Source organism: Porphyromonas sp. C0026D3 (assembly GCF_056590775.1).
In genome coordinates, this window is sequence record NZ_JBWPWU010000003.1 from 252,438 (window position 1) to 273,904 (window position 21,467).

Consider the following 21,467-nt stretch of genomic DNA (forward strand, 5'->3'; position numbering starts at 1 on the left):
CCCCCCCGGAGGACCTTTTTTGTTTCCAAAAATCGCCTTTTTGGCCCCATTTTGTTTCCCTTTTGGAGGGATGTCCGATTGGGAAAAGGGTGCCGGTGTTGCCGATCCTTTTGGCTGGTCGGTGGGGAAGAAAATCGGTGGGGAGCCTTTGGATATAGTGGCTAATCTAGGTAAATTTGCAACGAACATATAGACAGACAACCCCATGAACAAAGACTATAAGCGAACGCTCGTCACGGCGGCACTCCCCTACGCCAATGGCCCTGTGCATATCGGACACTTGGCCGGCGTGTATGTGCCGGCGGATATCTATGTACGGTACTTGAGGCTCAACGACCGCCCATGCCTCTACATCTGTGGCTCCGATGAGCACGGTGTGCCAATCACACTCCGGGCCAAAAAAGAGGGGGTGACCCCACAAGATATAGTGGATCGGTACCATGCGCTGATCAAAAAGTCGTTTGAGGAGTTTGGGATCTCTTTCGACATCTACTCTCGTACCTCGAGCGACACCCATACCGAGGTGGCGAGTGCTTTTTTCCGGACCCTCTACGACAAGGGGGTGTTTGAGGAGCTGGAGAGTGAGCAGTACTACGATGAGGTGGCTCACACCTTTTTGGCCGACCGCTACATCACAGGTACATGCCCTCACTGTGGCAGCGAGGGAGCGTATGGTGACCAGTGCGAGAAGTGCGGGACCTCCCTCAGCCCCACAGAGCTGATCAACCCCCACTCGGCCATCAGTGGATCCAAGCCGGTCCTACGCAAGACCAAGCACTGGTATCTCCCCCTAAATAAATATGAGAAGTGGCTAAAGGAGTGGATCCTCGACGGACACAAGGAGTGGCGCACCAATGTCTACGGACAGTGCAAGAGCTGGCTCGATATGGGCCTGCAACCTCGTGCCGTCTCTCGAGACTTGGACTGGGGAATCCCCGTGCCGGTGGAGGGTGCGGAGGGCAAGGTGCTGTATGTGTGGTTTGATGCACCGATCGGCTACATATCCAATACCAAGGAGCTACTGCCCGATAGCTGGGAGACTTGGTGGAAGGATCCATCAACGAGGCTGATCCACTTCATAGGCAAGGACAACATTGTCTTTCACTGCATCGTCTTCCCCACCATGCTCAAGGCAGAGGGAAGCTATATCCTACCGGACAATGTGCCGTCCAATGAGTTTCTGAACCTGGAGGGAAACAAGATCTCCACCTCGCGCAACTGGGCTGTCTGGCTCCATGAGTACCTCAAGGACTTTCCCGACAAGCAGGATGTCCTCCGCTATGTCCTCACAGCCAACGCACCGGAGACCAAGGACAATGACTTCACGTGGGCTGACTTTCAGGCACGCAACAATAACGAACTGGTGGCTGTGCTGGGCAACTTTGTGAACCGTGCCATGGTGCTGACCCACAAGTACTTTGATGGGAAAGTGCCGGCAGCAGAGACTGTGACCCCTGAGGATCGGAGTGTGCTAGCGGAGATCGACCTGATCAAGGAGCGGGTCGCCACACTGCTGGAGGACTTTCATATCCGCGATGCTCAGCGCGAAGCCATGACACTCGCTCGGCTGGGTAATAAGTATCTGGCCGACACCGAGCCTTGGAAGGTGATCAAGACCGATCCCGATCGTGTCGCCACCATACTCAATGTCGCACTGCAGATTGCGGCCAATCTCAGCCTCCTGATGGAGCCATTTTTGCCCTTCTCCATGAAAAAGCTACGCAAGATGCTCGCCTACGACCGAGAGGCCACCTGGCAGGAGATCGGCTCACATACCCTACTCGAGACAGGACACCGACTGGAAAAGCCGGAGCTGCTCTTCCAAAAAATAGAGGATGCCGAGATCGCCAAGCAACTCAACAAACTCCAAGCCACCAAGGCACAAAACGAGGCGGAGAGCCGACACGCAGAGCCGATAGGAGAGGCCGTGGACTTTGGTACCTTTGAGAAGCTCGATATACGGGTGGGCAAGGTCTTGTCGTGCGAAAAAGTGGCCAAGGCAGACAAACTCCTACAATTTAGGATCGATGACGGACTGGGAGGACGAACCATCGTCTCCGGACTGGCCAAGTACTACAAGCCCGAAGAACTGGTGGGCCGGCAAGTCTGCTTTGTCGCCAACTTTCCACCTCGTAAGCTGATGGGTGTGGAGAGCGAAGGAATGATCCTGAGTGTGCAGGAGCCGGATGGTACCCTCTCGGTGATCACGCCAAGCAAGGAGGTCGCACCCGGTAGCAAGGTATCCTAATGACCGGTAGTGTGGCACTGCTCCTCTCGGGAGGAGTGGATAGCTCGGTCGCCCTCCATCTGCTCGTGGAGCAGGGGATCCGTCCGGATCTCTACTACATCCGGATCGGGGCCCAGGAGGAGGGCTTTGGTGACTGCCCCTCGGAGGATGACGAGGTCCTCGTCCGCTGGTTGGCTCGGAAGTATGGGCTGCGCCTCGAGCTGGTGAGCCTGCATACCGAGTACTGGGAGTATGTCGTGCAGTACATGATAGATACGGTGCGGGCAGGGCGGACACCACACCCGGATATGCTGTGCAACAGGGTCATCAAGTTTGGCTTTTTCAACGACTACTGGGGCAAGGACTACGACTACATCGCTACCGGTCACTATGCCGACAAAGTGCGACTTGGGTCAACTCACTACCTCGCCACTGCACGGGATCCGCTGAAAGACCAGACCGACTTTTTGGCCCAAATCACCTATCCACAGCTCCAAAAAGCCCTCTTCCCCATCGGCGCTCTCATGAAAGAGGAGGTGCGTGCCATCGCTGAGGCCAATGGACTCCTGACCGCACACCGAAAGGACAGTCAGGGTATCTGCTTTTTGGGGAAGGTAAACTATACCGACTTTTTGCGCAAGTATGTGGGAACCCAAAAGGGACCTATCGTACAGCTCGAGACCGGCAAAAAGGTGGGCGAACACGATGGCTATTGGTTTCATACCATTGGGCAACGAAAGGGCTTGGGGCTAAGTGGTGGCCCCTGGTTTGTGGTCAAAAAGGATGTCCCCACCAATACACTTTTCGTGAGCCAAGGCTACACACCTATCGAGCAATACGGTGATGTCGTACACTTGGATGATCTGAACTTCATCAGTGGCAACCCCATGACCGAAGCCACACTCTCGGTGACCTTCAAGGTACGTCACACACCGGATTTCACCCAAGGGGTTTTGGAGCAAAAAGCAGATGGTGGCTACCGACTGCTGTCGCAAGCACTGATCCAAGGCGTCGCCCCGGGCCAGTTTTGCACCCTTTACGATGCTGACCACCGACTCTGCTACGGTAGCGGAGTGATCGAGGGAGGCGAGAGACGCTAGGGTAGGGCACCTTCGGGTGCCTTTTCTTTTGGGGTACAATGTCGCACCTCTCGGAGCCTCGCAGGACATATGAGTGTGGATTGGATAGGGGTAATGTTCTTTTTCGTATATTTGTTTGGTACGCCAAGAGAGGCGCACTCAGTAGATACGATACATATACCAACCAGCAACGAATGAAAACGCTCCCCACGACTATCTTGACCGCCCTATTTGCAGGGGTCATGCTATTTACCACCGGCTGTCGCAAAGACCGGATCTCATACGTGGAGATGATCTCTCGTGAAAAAAAGGAGATCAGTACCTTCATGGACAAAAATGGCATCCGTGTGATCCAAAACTTTCCGCCAGAGGTAGAGACACCGGAGAAGGTCTTTGTGAAGATCAATGATGGACTGTACATCAGGGTTATCGAAAAGGGAAAAGGTGCGCCAAAGGCCGGCGTGACGATTGTCTCCTCTCGGTTCAGCTTCCGTAGCATCAGCCCAAGAAGCATGGCCTCAGTCCAGCTGTATGGACCGAAGAGCGGTGGTACCTTCCCACTCCCATTCGTCTACGACCCCAAGAGTGAAGTGCCTATCCTCTCTCCCAAAGCAGACCCAAACGAAAAAGGTAACGAGAGTCTACTCTGTTTGGCACTGTTGGAAGCCGCCAAGCATGTCGGGGATGGAGCCAAGCTACAGATCATCTCCTCGTTTCGTTTTGGCCCGGCGGTCCTCTCGCGCGAAGGCATCCCCCTTTTCTTTGAGATGGTACATTTTGAATACAAATAACATAGCACAATAAATAGGATCATGAGTCTAATAGCATCCATCTCCGGAATACGCGGAACTATTGGAGGCCCTACCACCGAAGGGCTCAACCCCACCAACATTGCGGCTTTCACCTCAGCGTATGCTGAGTTTTTGAAAACCAACTCACCCCTCAAGTCCGGTAAAGTGGTCGTCGGAAGAGACGGACGCATCTCCGGCGAAATGGTAGAGCAGATCGTGATCGGTACGCTACTGGCTCAGGGTTTTGACGTGGTGCGACTCGGATTTTCCAGCACACCGACGACCGAGATCGCCGTAGCTCTCGAAAAAGCCGATGGGGGGATCATCATCACTGCCAGCCACAACCCGCGACACTGGAATGCCCTCAAGCTCCTCAACCACAGAGGTGAGTTTTTGAACAAAATGGAGGGAGAGCAAGTGGTGGCACTGGCCGAAAGCAAAGACTTTGACTACGTGCCGGTCGACAAAATAGGCAAGATCATTGATCGCGACTATACCGAGAGGCATGTCTTGGACGTGGTGGCGCTACCGACGGTGGACGTTCCGGCTATTGCGGCAGGAGAGTTTACCGTCGTGGTTGATTGCATCAATTCCGTAGGCGCACTCGTGGTTCCAAAGCTACTGGAGGCTCTGGGGGTCAAAAAAGTCTACCTGCTCAACGCTGATGTCACCGGAGACTTTGCCCACACCGCCGAGCCACTGCCCGAAAACCTCACCTCGCTGTGTGAGGCTGTGCGAGAAAAGGGTGCCGATGTCGGATTTGCGGTAGACCCGGACGTCGATCGCCTAGCCATCATCTGCGAGGACGGCACACCCTTTGGCGAAGAGAATACTCTGATCGCCATAGCAGACTACCTACTGAGTCTCAGTCCGGGTGGCAATACCGTCTCCAACCTCAGCTCATCTCGGGGGCTCCGAGACATCACGATGGGGTATGGCGGACAGTACTTTGCAGCCAAGGTGGGAGAAGTGAACGTCGTCGAGAAGATGAAGGCCGTCGGGGCACTCATCGGAGGAGAAGGCAATGGTGGCGTGATCTATCCGGCCGCTCACTATGGGCGTGATGCCATCGTGGGTATCGCACTATTCCTGACCATAATGGCCAAACGCTCACTCAAACCATCCCAGATCCACAGCCTGCTTCCCCGCTACGAGATGGTCAAGAAGCGTGTCGAGCTCAAGCCCGGTACCGATACGGAGGCACTGTTTCGCAAAATAGCCGGCGCCTACCAAGGACAGGCCGACATCTGCACTGAGGATGGTGTCAAGCTGGACTTCCCGGACGGGTGGGTGCACCTGCGCAAGAGCAATACCGAGCCGCTCCTCCGTATATATGCCGAGGCTGCCACGGCCGAGGAGGCCGACAAGCTCGCCGACCAAGTGATCCGGGACCTCTAAAACCACAGAAAAATATGAATATCCAAATCAACCGTGACCGTATTATTGAGCGCTTCAAACGCTACATATCCATCGACACCCAGTCGTGTGAGACTTCCGAAACAACCCCCAGTACAGACAAACAGTTTGCCCTAGCCCGTCTCCTCGAAAAAGAGATGCACCAGCTTGGCCTCCAAGATATCCTATTCGACGAAAACTGCTACCTCATGGGAACCTTGCCCGCCAATGGCCTTGAGGGTCAGCCCAAAATCGGGTTCGTGTCTCACATGGACACCTCTCCCGATATGAGTGGTGCCGAGGTCAACCCCCATATCGTAGACTATCGCGGTGGGGACATTGTCTTGGACGAAAAAGAGGGTATCGCCATCTCCGTCGAGACCTTTCCCGAGCTAGAGCAGTACAAAGGACAGGAGATCATGGTCACAGATGGGCACACACTTCTAGGTGCGGACGACAAAGCAGGCATTGCCGAAATCATGGAGGCCATACAATATCTGGTGGAGCATCCCGAGATCAAGCATGGTGAGATCAAGGTAGGCTTCACGCCGGATGAGGAGATCGGCCGTGGCGCAGATCGATTTGATGTCCGGAGATTTGGTGCCGACTTTGCGTACACTATGGACGGCGGACAGCTAGGTGAGTTGGAGTACGAAAACTTCAACGCCGCAGCCGCCACCATTACCTTCAAAGGACTAAATGTACACCCCGGCAGTGCTAAAGGCAAGATGATCAATGCCATGTTGCTGGCCATGGAGTACAACAGCTATTTACCTGCCGCACGCCCCGACAACACTGAGGGCTACGAGGGCTTTTATCATCTGGTCGGTATGTCCGGGACTGTGGAGGAGGCAACCCTCCAGTACATCCTTCGCGATCATGACCGTGCACTTTTTGAGCTCCAAAAGTCCTGCATCACAGAGACTGCCAAGCGCATGTGTGAGCTCTATGGCGAGGGACGCGTGACCGCTGAGGTCCGAGACCAGTACTACAATATGCGTGAGGTGGTGGAGCCCGTCATGTACATTGTACGGCATGCTGAAGAGGCCATGAAAGCAGTGGGTGTGGAGCCCAAGATTGGCCCCATACGAGGCGGAACAGACGGTAGCAAACTCTCCTTCATGGGATTGCCTTGCCCCAATATCTTCGCCGGCGGTCACAACTTCCATGGCCGATACGAATACCTCCCGATCAACAACATGATCAAGGCAACCGAGGTGATCCTAAAGATTGTCTCCACCCCCGTGAAAAAATAAGGGGAACACCAAGAAAAAACCACCGTGAAAAGTCAAAACCAATCATTTTATTGAACCAAGTCAACGAATAAGTATGGCACTAAAACAGACTCCATTTCACGACATACACCTCCGATTGGGCGCCAAGATGGGCGAGTTTGCCGGCTACGATATGCCGATCCAGTACGAGGGAATCAATGCCGAGCACATGACCGTCCTGGAGGCGGTCGGTGTGTTTGATGTCTCACACATGGGCTCCATTGTGGCCAAAGGCCCCAAAGTACTTGAGTACCTCCAAAATGTCTGTAGCAACGACATTGCCAAACTCACACCCGGCAAAGCGCAGTACAACTATCTCCCCAATGACCAGGGCGGAATCGTGGACGACTTCATCATCTACTGCTGTGAAGATCACTACATGCTGGTGGCCAATGCTGCCAACGTCCAAAAAGACTACACCTGGCTCCAAAAACACCTCATCGATGGGGTGGAGCTGATCGACCAATCCGACCGCATGAGTATCCTGGCCGTCCAAGGACCCAAAGCCAAGGAAACCATCCAAAAATGCACCGAGACCAACCTCGACGAGATCCCCTACTATGCATTCAAATCTGGGGAGTTTGCCGGACACAAGGTCCTCTTTTCCAACACCGGATACACCGGAGCAGGTGGCTTTGAGCTCTACTTTTTGGACCTAAAAGACCCCGAATTCATCTGGTCGCAACTCTTTGATGCCGGCAAGGAGTACGGTATCAAACCATGTGGACTGGGTGCAAGAGACACTCTCCGACTAGAGATGGGCTTTTGCCTGTACGGCAATGATATAGACGACACCACCAACCCTCTCGAAGCCGGCTTGGGGTGGGTCACCAAGCTCATTGAGGGCAAGGAAAACCTACCCGGCCGATCGCTCTTGGAAAAGACAAAAGAAGAGGGAATCAAGCGTCGCTTGGTGGGAATTGAGGTCATCGGACGTGGTATACCCCGTGAGGGCTACACTGTCACCGACTTGGAGGGCAATGCCATCGGGCACATCACCTCGGGTACCATGTCCCCAACCCTGAAAAAAGGAATCGGACTGGGGTATGTCCAAAAAGCGTTCAAGGAGCCGGGTACCAAGGTGGCTGTCTTGGTACGTGACAAGAGTGTTGAGTGCCAGGTCGTAAAGCTCCCATTTCGGAAGTAAACGAATCTCAGGCATACACACCCCAAGTAAGCGTGTGTCGGACGGCCATACATTGACCATAATATAGCATAGTGTGCCGGAATCTTGCCACGAAGTAACCTCCTTCGTGACACAGCCTCATAAGGCGAGGGGGTGTGTCGAGAGCCGATTAGCTCTTGACACACTCCCTCGCTCGTATCCACTTCCTGCCCGGACTCCCCCAATCGCTCCGATCGGTACAGCTATTGGATGAAAAGTGGATGAAAATGGGACGAAAAAAAGTGTGCCAAAACATTTGTTTTGGCACACCTTGTACAAATTACTGTGGAGACTTTATGCAAAAATCTCCAGCAGTGTTTCTCCTGTCAACCCGGAGAGAGCTACCTTGTGGCGTTCCCTGGGTTGATATGAGGAGTCTGTATTACTGATTGTTTTGAACTTGGTCAGCTACCTGCTCAGCACCTTGCTCTACAGCCTCGGCTGCTTGCTCAGCACCTTGCTCTACAGCCTCGGTAGCTTGCTCAGCACCCTGCTCTAGGCCTTCGCCTACTTGCTCAATGCCGTCCTCTACTTTTTCCTCAGCAGATTTCTTCTCTTGGCAAGATGCCATACCAACTGCGAATAGTGCCACACATGCAAGTGTCAGCACTGACTTTACACTCTTCTTCATAATCAATTTCCTTGTTTTATTAATCTACTACCGACTCGACCGGTCTTGGATCAAAAACTCCTCGACACACGGCCGAATCAAATTCTTGCGCAAATTTAGTCATTTTTTTAAGACTGCCAAAATAATTCCTTGTTTTTAACAGCATCTCCTCTTCCAAATCGTGTGCCGTTTTTTTTTTCTATCTGTCTATGCGAACGCTTCTATCCGTGAAAAGTTTTGCTTCTATCCGTGAAACCGAATGCTTCTATCCGTGAAAAAACAGCCCTATCGCAACACTCTTATTTTCAGCGAATTGAAAAGGCCTCCAAAAACACTGTTTTTGGGGGCCTTTTTTTGACTGTTGAGCAACCTTTTTCGGTGGAGAATGTATCTTTTCTTTTCTTTTGTTGGTGGAAATATCCAAAATTGTTTTATAAGTGGTGCTTATGCACCCCTCTTAAAATAAAAATAGATCCGACTTGGGTGTTATTATAGCAAGTGCCCAATTAATTTGGGCATAAATAGTGACCAAACAATTGTTTTGAAAGAATATTTTCATACATTTGCAAAGTAAAGAACATTATAATTGTTTGGCAACATATATTTTTTATGAATCGGTCACCCTTCAATCGTCGGGTCTTTGCGCTCGGAGACTATATATTATAGGTGGAAGACTAGAGAATGACCACACCCACTGCCGGGGCTTGGGTGGTACGTGACACGACCGGAATCCGGTACGGAGATAATGAATAGGTGTTGACGATCTGATAGATACTGCAATGATCTACTTGGGCATAAAGCGAGTGCCACTCTCATTGGTGGCCTGCATTGCGACCGCAATCTTGTCCTCGGCCACCATACCAGGGTATGGCGGCCGGAGTGCACTTGGTCTGGTTGACTCGCTGATCCGACCCTCGTCGGTCAATCTGATCCCCATGCCACAGAAGGTTTCTTTCCCGGAAGAGCCGGCGTTCGGATGGCGCGGTGATGGAGCCACACTTTTGATAGAGGGGGCCGATAGGGATCTATATCCTTTGCTCCGAGAAGTGGTGGGTGATCTGGAGCAACTGGGGCAAAAGGCGAGCTTTGTCGGTGACGGATTGTCGGTACCGGCCGGTGGTGTCGCTTTTTGCAAACTGGTCCGGCTGGCCGAAATGGAGCCGGCTGAGTACCGTCTCTGCGTGAGTGCCACAGCCGGAGTCCGCTTGGAGTATGGGGGTACGGAGGGGGCACGATATGGGTTGCAGACACTTCGACAGCTAATGACGGCCCGGGGCCTACCCGCTACTAGGATCTCCGATCGCCCAAGATTTTCGTACCGAGGACTGATGCTGGACGTCTCGCGTCACTTTATGCCCAAGGAGTTTGTCCTCAAGCTCCTTGATGAGATGGCCCGGTACAAGCTAAATCGACTCCACTGGCACCTGACGGACGGAGGTGGCTGGCGTGCTGAGATACGGGCGTACCCGGCACTGACCCAAAAGACAGCTTACCGGACAGTGGCGGACTTTGAAGAGTGGTGGAGCGATGGAGATCGGGCGCATGCAGACAGTGATGCCCCTCATGCCTATGGGGGGTACTACACCCGAGAAGAGATGGCCGAGGTGGTGCGGTACGCCTCGGAGCGGGGAATAGAGGTCATCCCCGAGATAGAGATGCCAAGCCATAGCCATGAAGTACTGTATGCCTATCCGGCACTCTCCTGCACAGGTCAGCCTCGGCGGTATGATCGTGACTTATGCTTGGGCAACCCCGATACCTACACCTTTTTGTGCCGCGTATTGGATGAAATGATTGCCCTTTTTCCCTCACGACAGATTCATATAGGAGGGGATGAAACCGATATGCAGAGCTGGAAGAGCTGTCCCAAGTGCCAGGCCGTGATACGACGGGAGGGCCTTGGCGGGGTGGAAGGGCTACAGAGCTACTTTTTTGGAAAAATAGCCGACTACCTCAGAAGCAAGGGTCGGACTGCCATTGCATGGGACGAGATTGGTGCCGGAGAGATCCCGGAGGGTACGACGATCATGTCGTGGCGAGGAGAGGAAGGGGCTATCCGAGCTGCTCGGCAGGGGCACGATGCGATCATGTGCCCGGTAGGTCTCCTTTACTTGGACTACTACCAGTCGGATCGACGCTACGAACCCTTGGCCAACGGGTGGACAACGACTTTCATGCGCACCTATGGCTACGATCCTCTCCCGAGGGTTCTTTCCGAAAAAGAGCAACAACGAATCATCGGAGTCCAAGGCAACCTGTGGACAGAGTACGTACCCACTCCAAGCCATGCAGAGTACATGATCTTTCCACGCCTACTCTCCTTGGCGGAGATTGCTTGGACCGATCCGGCAAGAAAAGACCCCAAAGACTTTAGGCGAAGGGTGAATATCGAGGTGGAGAAACTACGGCAACGAGGGGTTAATAGCTATCGGCCCTCATCGCTGCTACAGGAAAAAATAGAGGTGGATCGCCTCCACAAAGCCATACGAGTGACCCTTGACGGAGAGCGTGACCCTGCAGAGATACGCTACACCACGGACGGGAGCATCCCCACACTTCGGTCGAAGCGATACTTCCCTGGTGATACTCTGGTGGTGACCGACTCGGCAAGGATCGTGGCCGCCTACTTTGTGGACGGCGTGATCAGTGGCTACCTGAGCAAAGTCAGTGCCGACTACCATCGAGCGATAGGTAAGCCTCTGATCTGGAAGACACCGCTGAGCCGACAATTTGTCACATCCGGACCTGAGACGGCACTCGTGGATGGTCGGAGGGGAACGACTGACTTTTGCGACGGTATATGGCTGGTGACCAACTTGGCACAGGACAATATTGCCGTCCTAGACCTGCAGGAGGACTCCATGGTCCACAGTGTGTCGACTCGGTGCATGCATCAGCCCGGTCCGCGGGTCAGCCTACCGGAGTGGATAGAGCTGTCGATCTCCGAGGATGGACAGGACTATCGACTTGTGGGGCGAATCCACCCCCAAAAGCCACCTCGGCAAACCCGACAAGAGATTGAGACCTTTACTTTTTTTCCAAACCAGAATGCACGATACCTAAAAGTACACTACCATCTTCCACACCCCGGAGATCTGCTTGTCACGGATGAGCTGGTCGTCTGGTGAGCCATCGCTGAGTGCGGTGTATAGACAATGACAACATTTTACCTAACCAAAAACATTGGATCAGTGATTATGAATATTCATTCAGCCTTGTTGAGGCGAAGCTTAGTCATCAGCTTCTTTTCTGCGGTCTTACTAGCCATCATGCCGGTCACAGCAGTGGCACAAGCTACAGACGTGCGTGGCAAAGTAACTGAGCGTGATGGGACCCCGCTGATAGGGGTGACCGTCCAGGTCAAAAACAAATCAACCGGCACAGTGACCGACATGAACGGTAACTACACCATCCGCGCCGGACAAAACGACGTCCTCGTCTACACCTATATCGGCATGGCAACCCAAGAGGTGGCCGTGGGAGGACGGAGCACGATCAATGTGGTCCTGAGCGAGGATGTGGAGCAGCTGGGCGAGCTGGTCGTCGTGGCCTATGGTACTCAGAAAAAATCTCACCTGACCGGATCCGTTTCGGTGATCTCCTCCAAGGATATCAACCGGGTACCTGTCAGCAATACCTCTCAGCTCCTCATAGGTAGAGCACCCGGTATCTCCGGCATGCAGTCCACCGGTGCACCGGGATCGGATGGCACCGAACTGCTTGTCCGTGGCTACAATACTTACAAAGGTAGCTCAGCCCCGCTGGTGCTGGTGGATGGTGTGGCACGTCGGATGAATGAGGTCAACCCCAGAGATATCGAGTCGATCTCCGTCCTGAAGGACGCTGCTGCGGCAGCTGTGTACGGGATGCGTGCCGGCAACGGTGTGATCCTGATTACCACCAAGAGAGGAAATGAAGGCAAGGACAACATCAGCTATGCCGGTACATTTACTTTCTCCAAGCCGACAACCCTCCCGGAGTTTCTAAACGGTCTCGAGTACATGCAATGGCACAATAGAGCGAGCGAACTCGATGGAAATGCGCCAAAGTTTACGAAAGAGGAGATGGAGATGGTCAACAACAGCGACCCGACTGATGGCTACGAAAATACCGACTGGCTCTCACCGGCACTGAAAGCGACCCTCATGCAAAAGCACACCCTCTCAACTACCGGTGGCACCAAAAAACTACGCTACTATGCCAGTGGCGAACTGATGAACCAGAATGGCGTCCTTAATACCTATAAGTTCAATCAATACGGCTTCCGGGCCAATATCGACTCCGAGCCGGTCAAGAACCTTAGGTTTTCGCTCAACGTGGCCGGTCGCTTGCGCAACACGCACAGCAATGGGCTATTCAACTGGGGCAATCAACAGGCTGGAAACGTATGGGGTGTGCTCATGTATGCCCCACCGTTTGTGCCTAGAGAGTACAAGGGCTATCCCACATTCCCCACACGCGTCCATGTCAATCCCTACTACGGGATCGGACACTCCGGCTACACCGACAACAAAAACTACACCTTCGAGGGATCAACTCGACTAGAGTGGGCACTCCCCTATGTCGATGGGCTAAAGGTCGCCATGTTTGCATCCTGGGACTACAACTCTCTCAATGGTAAAAGCTTCAGCTATGCCTACAAGGGGATGGCTTACAACTTCGGTGAGAAAAAATACACCCTCGGGGATGCAACCGACCTCAAGCCGGACGGCTCGTTGTACCGAAGCAATACCCGCAATACCTCCTACATCTTGCGTCCATCTATTGAGTACAACCACACCTTTGGCAACCACAGTGTGGGAGCTCTCTTCTTGTACGAACAAAATGGCCTCTCCACTGAGTTTTTCGATGCCCGAAGGTCCGGATTTGACCTCTTCGACATCCAAGAGCTAGATATGGGTAAGCGAGTACCCGAAGCCGGTGAAGGTGCACCCGGCAACCGAGGCCACAGCAATCGAATAGCCAATGCCGGATATGTCGGTAGGCTCAACTATGGCTACGCCGACAAGTACTTGGCTGATTTTTCTTTCAGGTACGACGGAACCTACCTTTTTGCCAAAGATTTTCGCTGGGGTTTCTTCCCATCCGGATCTCTCGCTTGGGTGATCTCCAAAGAAGACTTCATGCAGGACTATGCCCGCACCATCTCCAATCTGAAGCTCCGTGGTAGTATCGGACAGCTCGGTCGAAACACAGTGGCTCCCTACCTCTTCATGAAGTCCTATCAGATCCAAAAGAATAACGTCGCTTTTGGTAAAAATCCTGCCGCACAAAACACACTGGTCACCTCTGGTGGTATGCCCATCCCCGATCTCACTTGGGAAAAGACCAGGACCTACAACATCGGATTGGACGCCTCTCTATGGGATGGACTGCTTGGGGTCGAGCTGGATGTATTCTACAAGTACACGTACGACATTCTGCAAAACCTGGAAGGCAACTATCCGCCCTCACTGGGAGGCAACTTCCGCATGATCGAAAATTCAGGGACCTTCGACAACCGAGGGTTTGAGCTGGTACTTTCGCACCGAAACCACGTCGGTGACCTCTACTATAACCTCAGTGGGAACGTCTCTTTCTCTCGCAACCGAATCCTCAAGATGGCCGAGCCCGACAATATCCTACCCTGGCAGAGCAGCATCGGCCGCTCCCTCGGCCGTGTGATGGGATTCAAGACCCAGGGCCTTTTCCAGACGCAAGAGGAGATCGACAAAGCCCCTGCACAGCCGGGTAGCCCGCGCTTGGGAGAGATCCGCTATGTCGACATCAATGGAGACGGCAGAGTCAACCAAAAGGAGGACTTTGTCGAAATCGCACGCACGCGCTTCCCCGAGATGGTTTATGCTATCAATGGGGATCTATCCTGGCGCGGTCTCGACTTCTCCTTTATGTTTCAGGGAGCCGCTCTGTACAGCCAACTACTCCAAGGTACTTGGAACAATGGCGTACAGGATCAGACCCCGCTCACAAAGCCCTTCTATGGCAATGGTGACAACGTGCCCAAGTACCTGGTGGAAAATAGCTGGCGCCCTGACAACCCCTGTGCCCGCTATCCGCGTCTCACCCTCGCCGCAAAACAAAATCATGGGTTTACCTCTGACTTTTGGGTCATCAAGGGTTCTTACCTGAGACTAAAGAATATCACACTCGGATACAGCCTGCCGGAGAAGCTTATCTCCAATGTCGGGATGCAAAGCCTGAGGGTCTACCTGGCCGGGGTCAATCTCCTGACCCTATCACCATTCAAGTACGTCGACCCGGAGGCTCCAAACGTTCTGCAAGCCTACTACCCACAGCAAAAATCGATCAGTGTGGGGCTTGAGGTGGCATTCTAAGCACATTACCAACGACTATTTTCCTATGAAACGAATATATACAAAGATCGGATCTACTCTTCTAGCACTGACTCTGGCATTTGCCTCATCGGGCTGTGACAAAGTGCTGGATATCGCACCCAACGATCGATACAGCGAGACAGCGGCCTATGCCAGCATCCGGAATCTTGATCTCTATGTCAAGAGTTTTTACGGTGTCTTGATGTCCCCCAACACGGCCGAGATACGGAGAACAGATGGTGACTTGAGTGATTTTTACACCGACCTCATGAAAGCCACCTTCTACAACCAAACCTTCTCCCACAACGACAAGGTCTTCTATCAGCCCTCTATGTTTATAGAGTCATTTCCGTTGGACAATTGGACCGATATGACCCAGCGCATCAAGCGTATCAATGAGTTTGTCGTAGACTACAACCATGGATTGCTCAAGGATCTTCCGGCCAAGGAGATCGACAAGCGAGTGGGTGAAGCCCGCTTCTGGCGAGCCTTTGCCTACCAAGAGATGATCACCCGATACGGTGGCGTCGTCCTCCGCACCAACGAGGACAAGGTAGATGATCAGGCCGACCGCTCCAAAGCCCGCTCCTCCGAGCAAGAGTGCTGGGACTACGTGATCAGTGAGTACAAAAAAGCCACAGAGCTACTCCCGGAGAGCTGGCCGGAGTATGACCTCGGCCGGGTCACCAAGAGCACAGCCTGGGGAATGATTGCCCGTGCGGCTCTCTATGCCGGCAGGTGGGACGAAGCTCTCTCTGCAGTTGCTGAGGTGGACAAGACCGGCAAGTATGCCCTCCTCGATGACTATGCCAAGATCTATACCACTCCGCACAACAAGGAGATCCTGCTTGCGGCCTACTTTGAGCGCCCCAACCTTCAGCACGTCTTCGACAACTACTACGGTGCACCAGCCGACTTCCCCGGACACAGGCAGGGAGTTTGCGCCACACCTACGGAGGAGTTTGCCGGGACTTTTGAGATAAAGATCAATGGCCGGTGGGAAGCGTTCTCTTGGGACAAAGTCAACACCCTGGGTCTGGACCCCTGGAAGGATCGCGACCCACGCTTCTACGCCACCATCCTCTACAACGGTGCGCCCTGGAAACGCCTCATCGATGTCACCTCCAAGCGGTGGGAGCGTCGCAACCTTGAGCTCTACCGAGGTGGAGCAGACGGATTTCACAAGTTCGACGTGAACGACAACGACACCTACAGCACCACCACCGGATATGTGATCCGCAAGTACCTTCAGTACGACCCACAGCTCGACTTTCAGACGGACAAGAGCGACCAGTACTGGATCGAGATGAGGTACGCAGAACTCATCCTCATCAAAGCCGAGGCACTGGCTCGCCAAGGACAGCTCACACAGGCCTACAAGGAGCTCAATAGGCTCCGCACTACACGCGCCTCTGTACAGCTCACCCCGCTGACCACCAGATCCTCCTGGGAGGACTTCTTCGGAGACCTCCAAAAAGAGCGCATCCGTGAGCTGGGGCTCGAGGGACACCGCTTCTGGGATCTGCGTCGCTGGGGTATTGCCCAGAAGGTAATGGACGGGCTGGTACGTCACGGGGTCAAGATCACCAAGGCAGGAGACGGGTTCCGCTACGAGTATATCTCCGTAGATACGCAACCACTGAGCTTCCCGGACCGCTACACGATCAACCCCATACCGGTCAGGGAGGTGAAAAACAACACCGCGCTGGAGCAAAATGCGCTATGGAAGTAAAAACCACCAAACAGCCATAAATGTATGAAAACGATATACACTATTCCTCTCTTGGCACTACTGTTGATGCCCTTTGCCGGGTGTCAGGATCCGGTCAAGCCGGGCTTTACACCCGAGGCTGATCTGCACACACTCTCCGTCAAGGGTATGCTCAACAACAACTCCCAAAAAGAGTACCCCGCCAAGATCGATGACGAAAAGGGCTTGATCACCATACAAGTCCCCTACTACATCTCCGACACCGAGCCGGTCATGGGCGATCTCACCCAGATGCGGGTCATTGCCTCTATGCCATTGGGAGCCAAGTTTGTCCCCGATATTGGTGGCGTCCGAGACTTGACCAAGGGATTTACCTCCACTATATTCTATGCCGATGGCACCAAAAAGGAGTACAAGTTTGTCGCCACCTCTGCCAAGTCCTCCGCCAACGACATTGCGGCCATCAGTATGATTGGCAAAAACAACAACAAGACTCGACTCATTTGGCGTGTTTCTCCCGAAGAGGAGGACGGAGCCTATGTGGTGTCTGTGGCACAGTTTGGCTACAAACACCTCGAGAGCCTCAGGTCCGCACGCCTCGAGGTAGAGCCCTCACCATGGTCCTCTGTGTCGGCCAACGTATCCCAGGGACCGGTCAATGTGACCGACGAGTCCTTTAGGTTCACGATCACCGCGCAGGACGGCACGCCACGCACCTATCGATTCAAGATCGTCGATCCGACCTATGTCCCCGAGGGAGTCCCGGGTAGTATCACGCCACTCTTTGGGGTCAAGGTGCTGCAGGGAGACCGCTATGGCTGGCAAAAAGACCAAAACCGCTCCATGGCCGTCATCGGCGACGAACTCATCATCGCCAACCTCAAGGAGGGCCTACTCAGGCACAACCGCTTCACCGGTGAGCCGACCGGCAAGACTGTGAACCGAACCGGTATCACAGGTCAGATACATGGTATAGCCAACGACGACGCCGGACACCTCGTCGCCACCACCATTGCCTCTATAGGCAATAAGTACATACCCGACCACCTTCTGGAGATTTTTGTCTGGAAAGATGGCATCGAGGGCACCCCGACCAAGATCTACAGTATGGACCTCTCGACTGACCCCTCAATGGCCGGCAAAAACCCCAACGCCAACACCGGACGCACGATCGGCATTGCCGGCAACATCCTGAGTGGCAAGGCACGCGTCGGACTGATATTCGGAGGACTGAATGAATTCTTAGTCCTCTCCTTCAACAACGGAGCGTTCGCCAAAAACAGCGGACTCATCAAGCCCAATGCGACCATGTCCGCCGGAAACGCCACCAAGTGCGTACCCACCGGAGTGGAGGATACCGACCCCGTCGTGATTGGCATGACCAGAGATCGCACCATGCTCAAGGTACAGATGGACGGCAGTGCCAACGTCTTCAGCGCAGGCGCAAGCTGGTGGCCAACCTGGAGCAATACCAAGGGTTTTGCATACACTCGATTCAACGGCATGGAGCTCGTGGCCATCGGTAATGGTGAGGTAGCAAGTTGGGATGGTAGCCTCGACTGGCGCAACCGACTGATCGTCGCCAACATCATCGACGGCAGTGCCGGAGCCCTGACCTCCCGAGAGATCCTGGACTCCTACAACCCCAAGTACGATCCCAGCCAAACCGGTGATCTGGGAGAGTACACTCCGCAAAAAGCCGTGAACGAAGATGCAGCTAGACATGCAAGTACTGCCCCATACGGGCGTCTCTACGGCTGGGAGGTTAATCGGGTCGGCAAGAACGAAAACAAAGTGGGTGATGCCTGCTTCTCCATCAGCTCGGATGGTGCGACCGTACAGGTCTACCTGATGGCGACCGATATGGGATTCTTGGGCTGGGAGATCACCAAGTACGCTCTATAGCACTATCTAGGAGGATGCGCACAGCATCGCATCCTCACGCACACTGATATCGCCACCCCTCACGACAGTCGTGAGAGGGTGGCGATTTCGTACCGGAGACCCACCGCCTGTAGGTGATTTTTCCCCTTCCTTTGGGGACTAAAATAGGTACATCGCAACCCATTGATAATCAAGATCTCATACGGGCCAAGTTTTTTTACGGATAGAAGCGTTTGGTTTTACGGATAGAAGCAAAAGTTTTCACGGATAGAAGCGTTTGGTTTCACGAATAGAAAAAATGGCCGGAGGGATAGGGGGGCAAATTTTTTGTCTGCAGGAAAGGACTATGGCTATGTCAAAAAAAAATATTAACTTAGCACACTAAGTACGGCGTAAGCCCTCCCCTTGGTAATCGAATACAAAAAAGAACAAAAGATAAGATATCTATCCAACACACCCCCAACACTTCATTGCCATGAAAAAGCTATCTCATGTCTTGCTATCACTCTGTCTCCTCCTATTCGGAGCCTCGGCTCTGACTGCGTGCGGAGGACCTTCGGCCAAGGATACGGCCGAGAAGGCGGTCAACTACCTAATCAACGATGACCTAGAGTCTTTTTACGACCTGCTCTGTACCCGAGACAAAGAGTCGATCAGCCTGGATAACTTCCGGGGAATGTACCGTTTGCCCGAAGCCATCACCGAGATCGAGCCTCTGGCACCCGAGGTGCGGGCCAAGGCGTACAAGGCCAAGGACTTCAAGGAGACCATCACCGGAGAGTCGGCCGTGGTCACCTATGTCCTGATCCTGCCGGATATCGACCAAATCGGCCGAGGGGCTTTTTCGCTCCAGGATATAATGACGCTGGCCAAGCTAGGCAAGGTGTCGAGCGTGAATGACCTGCCGGAGGAGCTCAAGAGCAAGGTGGTGGAGTATGTGGACAAAAACGGTGTCCCCACCAAGGAGACGGCCCTGAATATCAACCTCGTCCGTGAGGATGACAAGTGGAGGATCAGCCTGGACATCCCCGTGATGCTGCAATCCGGAAAAAAGATCACTGTATTTGACTGACACCAATCATAAATCAGACAGAAACCAAAAAGAATGGCTAAAACAACGACAACAACCGTAGACATGACTAAGCCCTACGTGGTAGGGGTGGATATTGGTGGTACGAATACCGTATTTGGTATCGTCGACACACGTGGCAATATGATCCGCTCGGGATCCATCAAGACCTCTACCCACCTCGAGGTGGAGGACTACATTGCCGAGCTGTCCGATGAGATACGGAAGCTCTGTGACGGAGAGGGCGGCCTCTCCAAGATCCACGGTATAGGAGTGGGTGCCCCCAATGGCAACTACTTCACCGGCTCAATAGACTTTGCCCCCAACCTACCGTGGAAGGGACGTATCCCGCTGGCCTACATGCTCAGCGAGTCGCTTGACCTGCCGGTAGCCCTCACCAATGACGCCAATGCCGCCGCTATCGGTGAGATGACCTACGGAGCTGCCAGAGGTATGAAGGACTTCATCGAGATCACCCTGGGTACCGGTGTGGGTAGTGGTATCGTCGTAGGCGGTAAGCTGGTCTACGGACACGATGGCTTTGCAGGAGAGATCGGACACACCATCATCCGCCGAAATGGACGTATGTGTGGCTGTGGACGCCAAGGCTGCCTGGAGACCTACTGCTCCGCCACCGGTGTGGCGCGAACGGCACGCGAGTATCTGGCTATCCGTGAGGATGACAGCCTGCTGCGTGACCTGAATATAGACGAGGTCACCTCTAAGGATGTCTACGATGCAGCTGTCAAGGGTGACAAGCTGGCACTGGAGATATTTGAGAGCACGGGAGCCATCCTCGGCGAGGCACTGGCAGATGCTGTGGCCTATACCAGCCCCGAGGCGATCGTACTCTTTGGTGGTCTCACCAGAGCCGGAGACCTAATCGTGGAGCCCACCAAGAGACACATGGAGAAAAACCTCCTGAATATCTACCAGGGTAAGGTCCGCATCCTCTTGAGCGAACTCAGTGAAAGCGATGCCGCTGTACTTGGCGCAAGCGCAATGGGCTGGGAGGCTGATCGGGAGTTTCTCGTCAAGCTGGTCAAGTGACCCAACCAACCAACAGACTATATATAGAGTAAGACTATAGAGTAGGTGTCCCTGCCCATCGGCCACTCGATGGCAGGGACACTTTTGCTAAATAATCCAAATAATGAGGAAGTCCCAAATATTTGGTACTTTTGTCGCTGAATAAAAACAGATGCAACCATTCGAACCATTCGAACCATGAGCAACAAGCAAACTACGCCTGACATACAGGAGCAGGCAGACGAACAACTGAATAAGGGCGTGCAGTACGTCCAGAACAATGGTAAGAAGATCGGGATCGCTGTCCTAGTGGTCCTCCTCCTCGTAGCCGCCTTCCTGGCCTACCGAAACCTCTACAGCATCCCGCACCAAAAAGCGGGTGATGCGGCGATCTATCAGGCGGAGCGTTATTTTGCCATGGATTCTTTCCAGCTGGCACTTGATGGCAACGGAGCTGATGTGGTCGGCTTTTTGGACATCATCAAGGAGTACGGGAGCACCCGTGCCGGCAACTTGGCACAGGCCTATGCCGGTATCTGCTACTACCACCTCGGTAATACAGAGAGCGCCATCAAGCACTTGGAGAAGTTTAGTGCTAAGGATATCATGGTCGCTCCGGCCATATATGGGCTGATCGGTGACTGCTATGTGGATGCCGGACAGATAGAGAAGGGTATCTCCTACTTTGAGGACGCTGCCAAGCGAGCTGACAACGACCTGCTCTCTCCTATTTTCTTGCAAAAGGCCGGCCTTGCTTACCAAAAGCTCGGCCAAAAGGATAAGGCCCTCGAAGCATTCAAGACCATCAAGGATAAGTACTATGCCTCTCCTTTGGCAACCGAGGTCGATAAAAATATCGAGGAGCTCTCGCTGAACTAAACTCCTGAGATTGTACATA

14 protein-coding genes are annotated in these 21,467 nt (G+C 53.5%); 13 read left to right on the forward strand and 1 reads right to left on the reverse strand.

What is annotated here, in order from left to right; genetic code table 11:
• Nucleotides 1-205 precede the first annotated feature (205 nt).
• The 6 genes from metG to gcvT all read left to right on the forward strand — a co-directional run bounded on the left by metG (nucleotide 206) and on the right by gcvT (nucleotide 7,913).
• The gene (metG, locus tag AC1EK1_RS03960; protein WP_480305868.1) at nucleotides 206-2,248 is read left to right on the forward strand and encodes a methionine--tRNA ligase; all 2,043 of its coding nucleotides are present in this window, start codon (nucleotides 206-208) and stop codon (nucleotides 2,246-2,248) included.
• The gene (mnmA, locus tag AC1EK1_RS03965; RefSeq protein ID WP_480305870.1) at nucleotides 2,248-3,327 is read left to right on the forward strand and encodes a tRNA 2-thiouridine(34) synthase MnmA; all 1,080 of its coding nucleotides are present in this window, start codon (nucleotides 2,248-2,250) and stop codon (nucleotides 3,325-3,327) included. Before metG ends, mnmA begins: the two co-directional genes overlap by 1 nt.
• 173 nt (nucleotides 3,328-3,500) lie before the next feature.
• The gene (locus AC1EK1_RS03970) at nucleotides 3,501-4,097 is read left to right on the forward strand and encodes a DUF4827 family protein (RefSeq protein WP_480305872.1); all 597 of its coding nucleotides are present in this window, start codon (nucleotides 3,501-3,503) and stop codon (nucleotides 4,095-4,097) included.
• A 21-nt stretch (nucleotides 4,098-4,118) separates the two neighbouring features.
• The gene (glmM, locus tag AC1EK1_RS03975; protein ID WP_480305874.1) at nucleotides 4,119-5,495 is read left to right on the forward strand and encodes a phosphoglucosamine mutase; all 1,377 of its coding nucleotides are present in this window, start codon (nucleotides 4,119-4,121) and stop codon (nucleotides 5,493-5,495) included.
• A gap of 14 nt (nucleotides 5,496-5,509) precedes the next feature.
• Nucleotides 5,510-6,748, forward strand: a complete 1,239-nt coding sequence (gene pepT / locus AC1EK1_RS03980) for a peptidase T (RefSeq protein ID WP_480305876.1) — start codon at nucleotides 5,510-5,512, stop codon at nucleotides 6,746-6,748.
• Between the two features lie 73 nt (nucleotides 6,749-6,821).
• Nucleotides 6,822-7,913 (forward strand): glycine cleavage system aminomethyltransferase GcvT, encoded by a 1,092-nt coding sequence (gcvT, locus tag AC1EK1_RS03985; protein WP_480305878.1) that lies wholly within the window; start codon nucleotides 6,822-6,824, stop codon nucleotides 7,911-7,913.
• 400 nt (nucleotides 7,914-8,313) lie between these two features.
• Here the strand turns inward: gcvT and AC1EK1_RS03990 are convergent, their stop codons facing one another.
• Nucleotides 8,314-8,562 (reverse strand): hypothetical protein, encoded by a 249-nt coding sequence (locus AC1EK1_RS03990; RefSeq protein ID WP_480305880.1) that lies wholly within the window; start codon nucleotides 8,560-8,562, stop codon nucleotides 8,314-8,316.
• A gap of 758 nt (nucleotides 8,563-9,320) precedes the next feature.
• Here AC1EK1_RS03990 and AC1EK1_RS03995 point away from each other — a divergent pair.
• The 7 genes from AC1EK1_RS03995 to AC1EK1_RS04025 all read left to right on the forward strand — a co-directional run bounded on the left by AC1EK1_RS03995 (nucleotide 9,321) and on the right by AC1EK1_RS04025 (nucleotide 21,448).
• Entirely contained in the window at nucleotides 9,321-11,669 is a 2,349-nt protein-coding gene (locus AC1EK1_RS03995; protein WP_480305881.1) for a family 20 glycosylhydrolase, read from the forward strand.
• A 27-nt stretch (nucleotides 11,670-11,696) separates the two neighbouring features.
• Nucleotides 11,697-14,876: a SusC/RagA family TonB-linked outer membrane protein gene (locus tag AC1EK1_RS04000; protein WP_480307247.1), complete on the forward strand. Its 3,180-nt coding sequence runs from the start codon at nucleotides 11,697-11,699 to the stop codon at nucleotides 14,874-14,876.
• A gap of 25 nt (nucleotides 14,877-14,901) precedes the next feature.
• A complete protein-coding gene (locus tag AC1EK1_RS04005) occupies nucleotides 14,902-16,608 on the forward strand; it encodes a RagB/SusD family nutrient uptake outer membrane protein (RefSeq protein WP_480305883.1) in 1,707 nt (568 codons plus the stop codon).
• 24 nt (nucleotides 16,609-16,632) lie between these two features.
• Complete coding sequence (locus tag AC1EK1_RS04010) at nucleotides 16,633-18,492, forward strand: DUF5018 domain-containing protein (RefSeq protein WP_480305884.1); 1,860 nt, start codon at nucleotides 16,633-16,635, stop codon at nucleotides 18,490-18,492.
• A 454-nt stretch (nucleotides 18,493-18,946) separates the two neighbouring features.
• On the forward strand, nucleotides 18,947-19,543 hold the full coding sequence (locus AC1EK1_RS04015) for a dimerization/docking domain-containing protein (protein ID WP_480305886.1): 597 nt from the start codon (nucleotides 18,947-18,949) through the stop codon (nucleotides 19,541-19,543).
• Nucleotides 19,544-19,606: 63 nt separating this feature from the next.
• Nucleotides 19,607-20,590, forward strand: a complete 984-nt coding sequence (locus AC1EK1_RS04020; protein WP_480305910.1) for an ROK family protein — start codon at nucleotides 19,607-19,609, stop codon at nucleotides 20,588-20,590.
• Nucleotides 20,591-20,767: 177 nt separating this feature from the next.
• Nucleotides 20,768-21,448: a tetratricopeptide repeat protein gene (locus AC1EK1_RS04025; RefSeq protein WP_480305887.1), complete on the forward strand. Its 681-nt coding sequence runs from the start codon at nucleotides 20,768-20,770 to the stop codon at nucleotides 21,446-21,448.
• Nucleotides 21,449-21,467 lie beyond the last annotated feature (19 nt).

Bases quoted from the DNA above. Each gene is read 5' to 3' on its own strand.
- metG (WP_480305868.1), top strand. From the start codon at position 206: ATGAACAAAGACTATAAGCGAACGCTCGTCACGGCGGCACTCCCCTAC.
- mnmA (WP_480305870.1), top strand. From the start codon at position 2,248: ATGACCGGTAGTGTGGCACTGCTCCTCTCGGGAGGAGTGGATAGCTCG.
- AC1EK1_RS03970 (WP_480305872.1), top strand. From the start codon at position 3,501: ATGAAAACGCTCCCCACGACTATCTTGACCGCCCTATTTGCAGGGGTC.
- glmM (WP_480305874.1), top strand. From the start codon at position 4,119: ATGAGTCTAATAGCATCCATCTCCGGAATACGCGGAACTATTGGAGGC.
- pepT (WP_480305876.1), top strand. From the start codon at position 5,510: ATGAATATCCAAATCAACCGTGACCGTATTATTGAGCGCTTCAAACGC.
- gcvT (WP_480305878.1), top strand. From the start codon at position 6,822: ATGGCACTAAAACAGACTCCATTTCACGACATACACCTCCGATTGGGC.
- AC1EK1_RS03990 (WP_480305880.1), bottom strand. From the start codon at position 8,562: ATGAAGAAGAGTGTAAAGTCAGTGCTGACACTTGCATGTGTGGCACTA.
- AC1EK1_RS03995 (WP_480305881.1), top strand. From the start codon at position 9,321: ATGATCTACTTGGGCATAAAGCGAGTGCCACTCTCATTGGTGGCCTGC.
- AC1EK1_RS04000 (WP_480307247.1), top strand. From the start codon at position 11,697: ATGACAACATTTTACCTAACCAAAAACATTGGATCAGTGATTATGAAT.
- AC1EK1_RS04005 (WP_480305883.1), top strand. From the start codon at position 14,902: ATGAAACGAATATATACAAAGATCGGATCTACTCTTCTAGCACTGACT.
- AC1EK1_RS04010 (WP_480305884.1), top strand. From the start codon at position 16,633: ATGAAAACGATATACACTATTCCTCTCTTGGCACTACTGTTGATGCCC.
- AC1EK1_RS04015 (WP_480305886.1), top strand. From the start codon at position 18,947: ATGAAAAAGCTATCTCATGTCTTGCTATCACTCTGTCTCCTCCTATTC.
- AC1EK1_RS04020 (WP_480305910.1), top strand. From the start codon at position 19,607: ATGACTAAGCCCTACGTGGTAGGGGTGGATATTGGTGGTACGAATACC.
- AC1EK1_RS04025 (WP_480305887.1), top strand. From the start codon at position 20,768: ATGAGCAACAAGCAAACTACGCCTGACATACAGGAGCAGGCAGACGAA.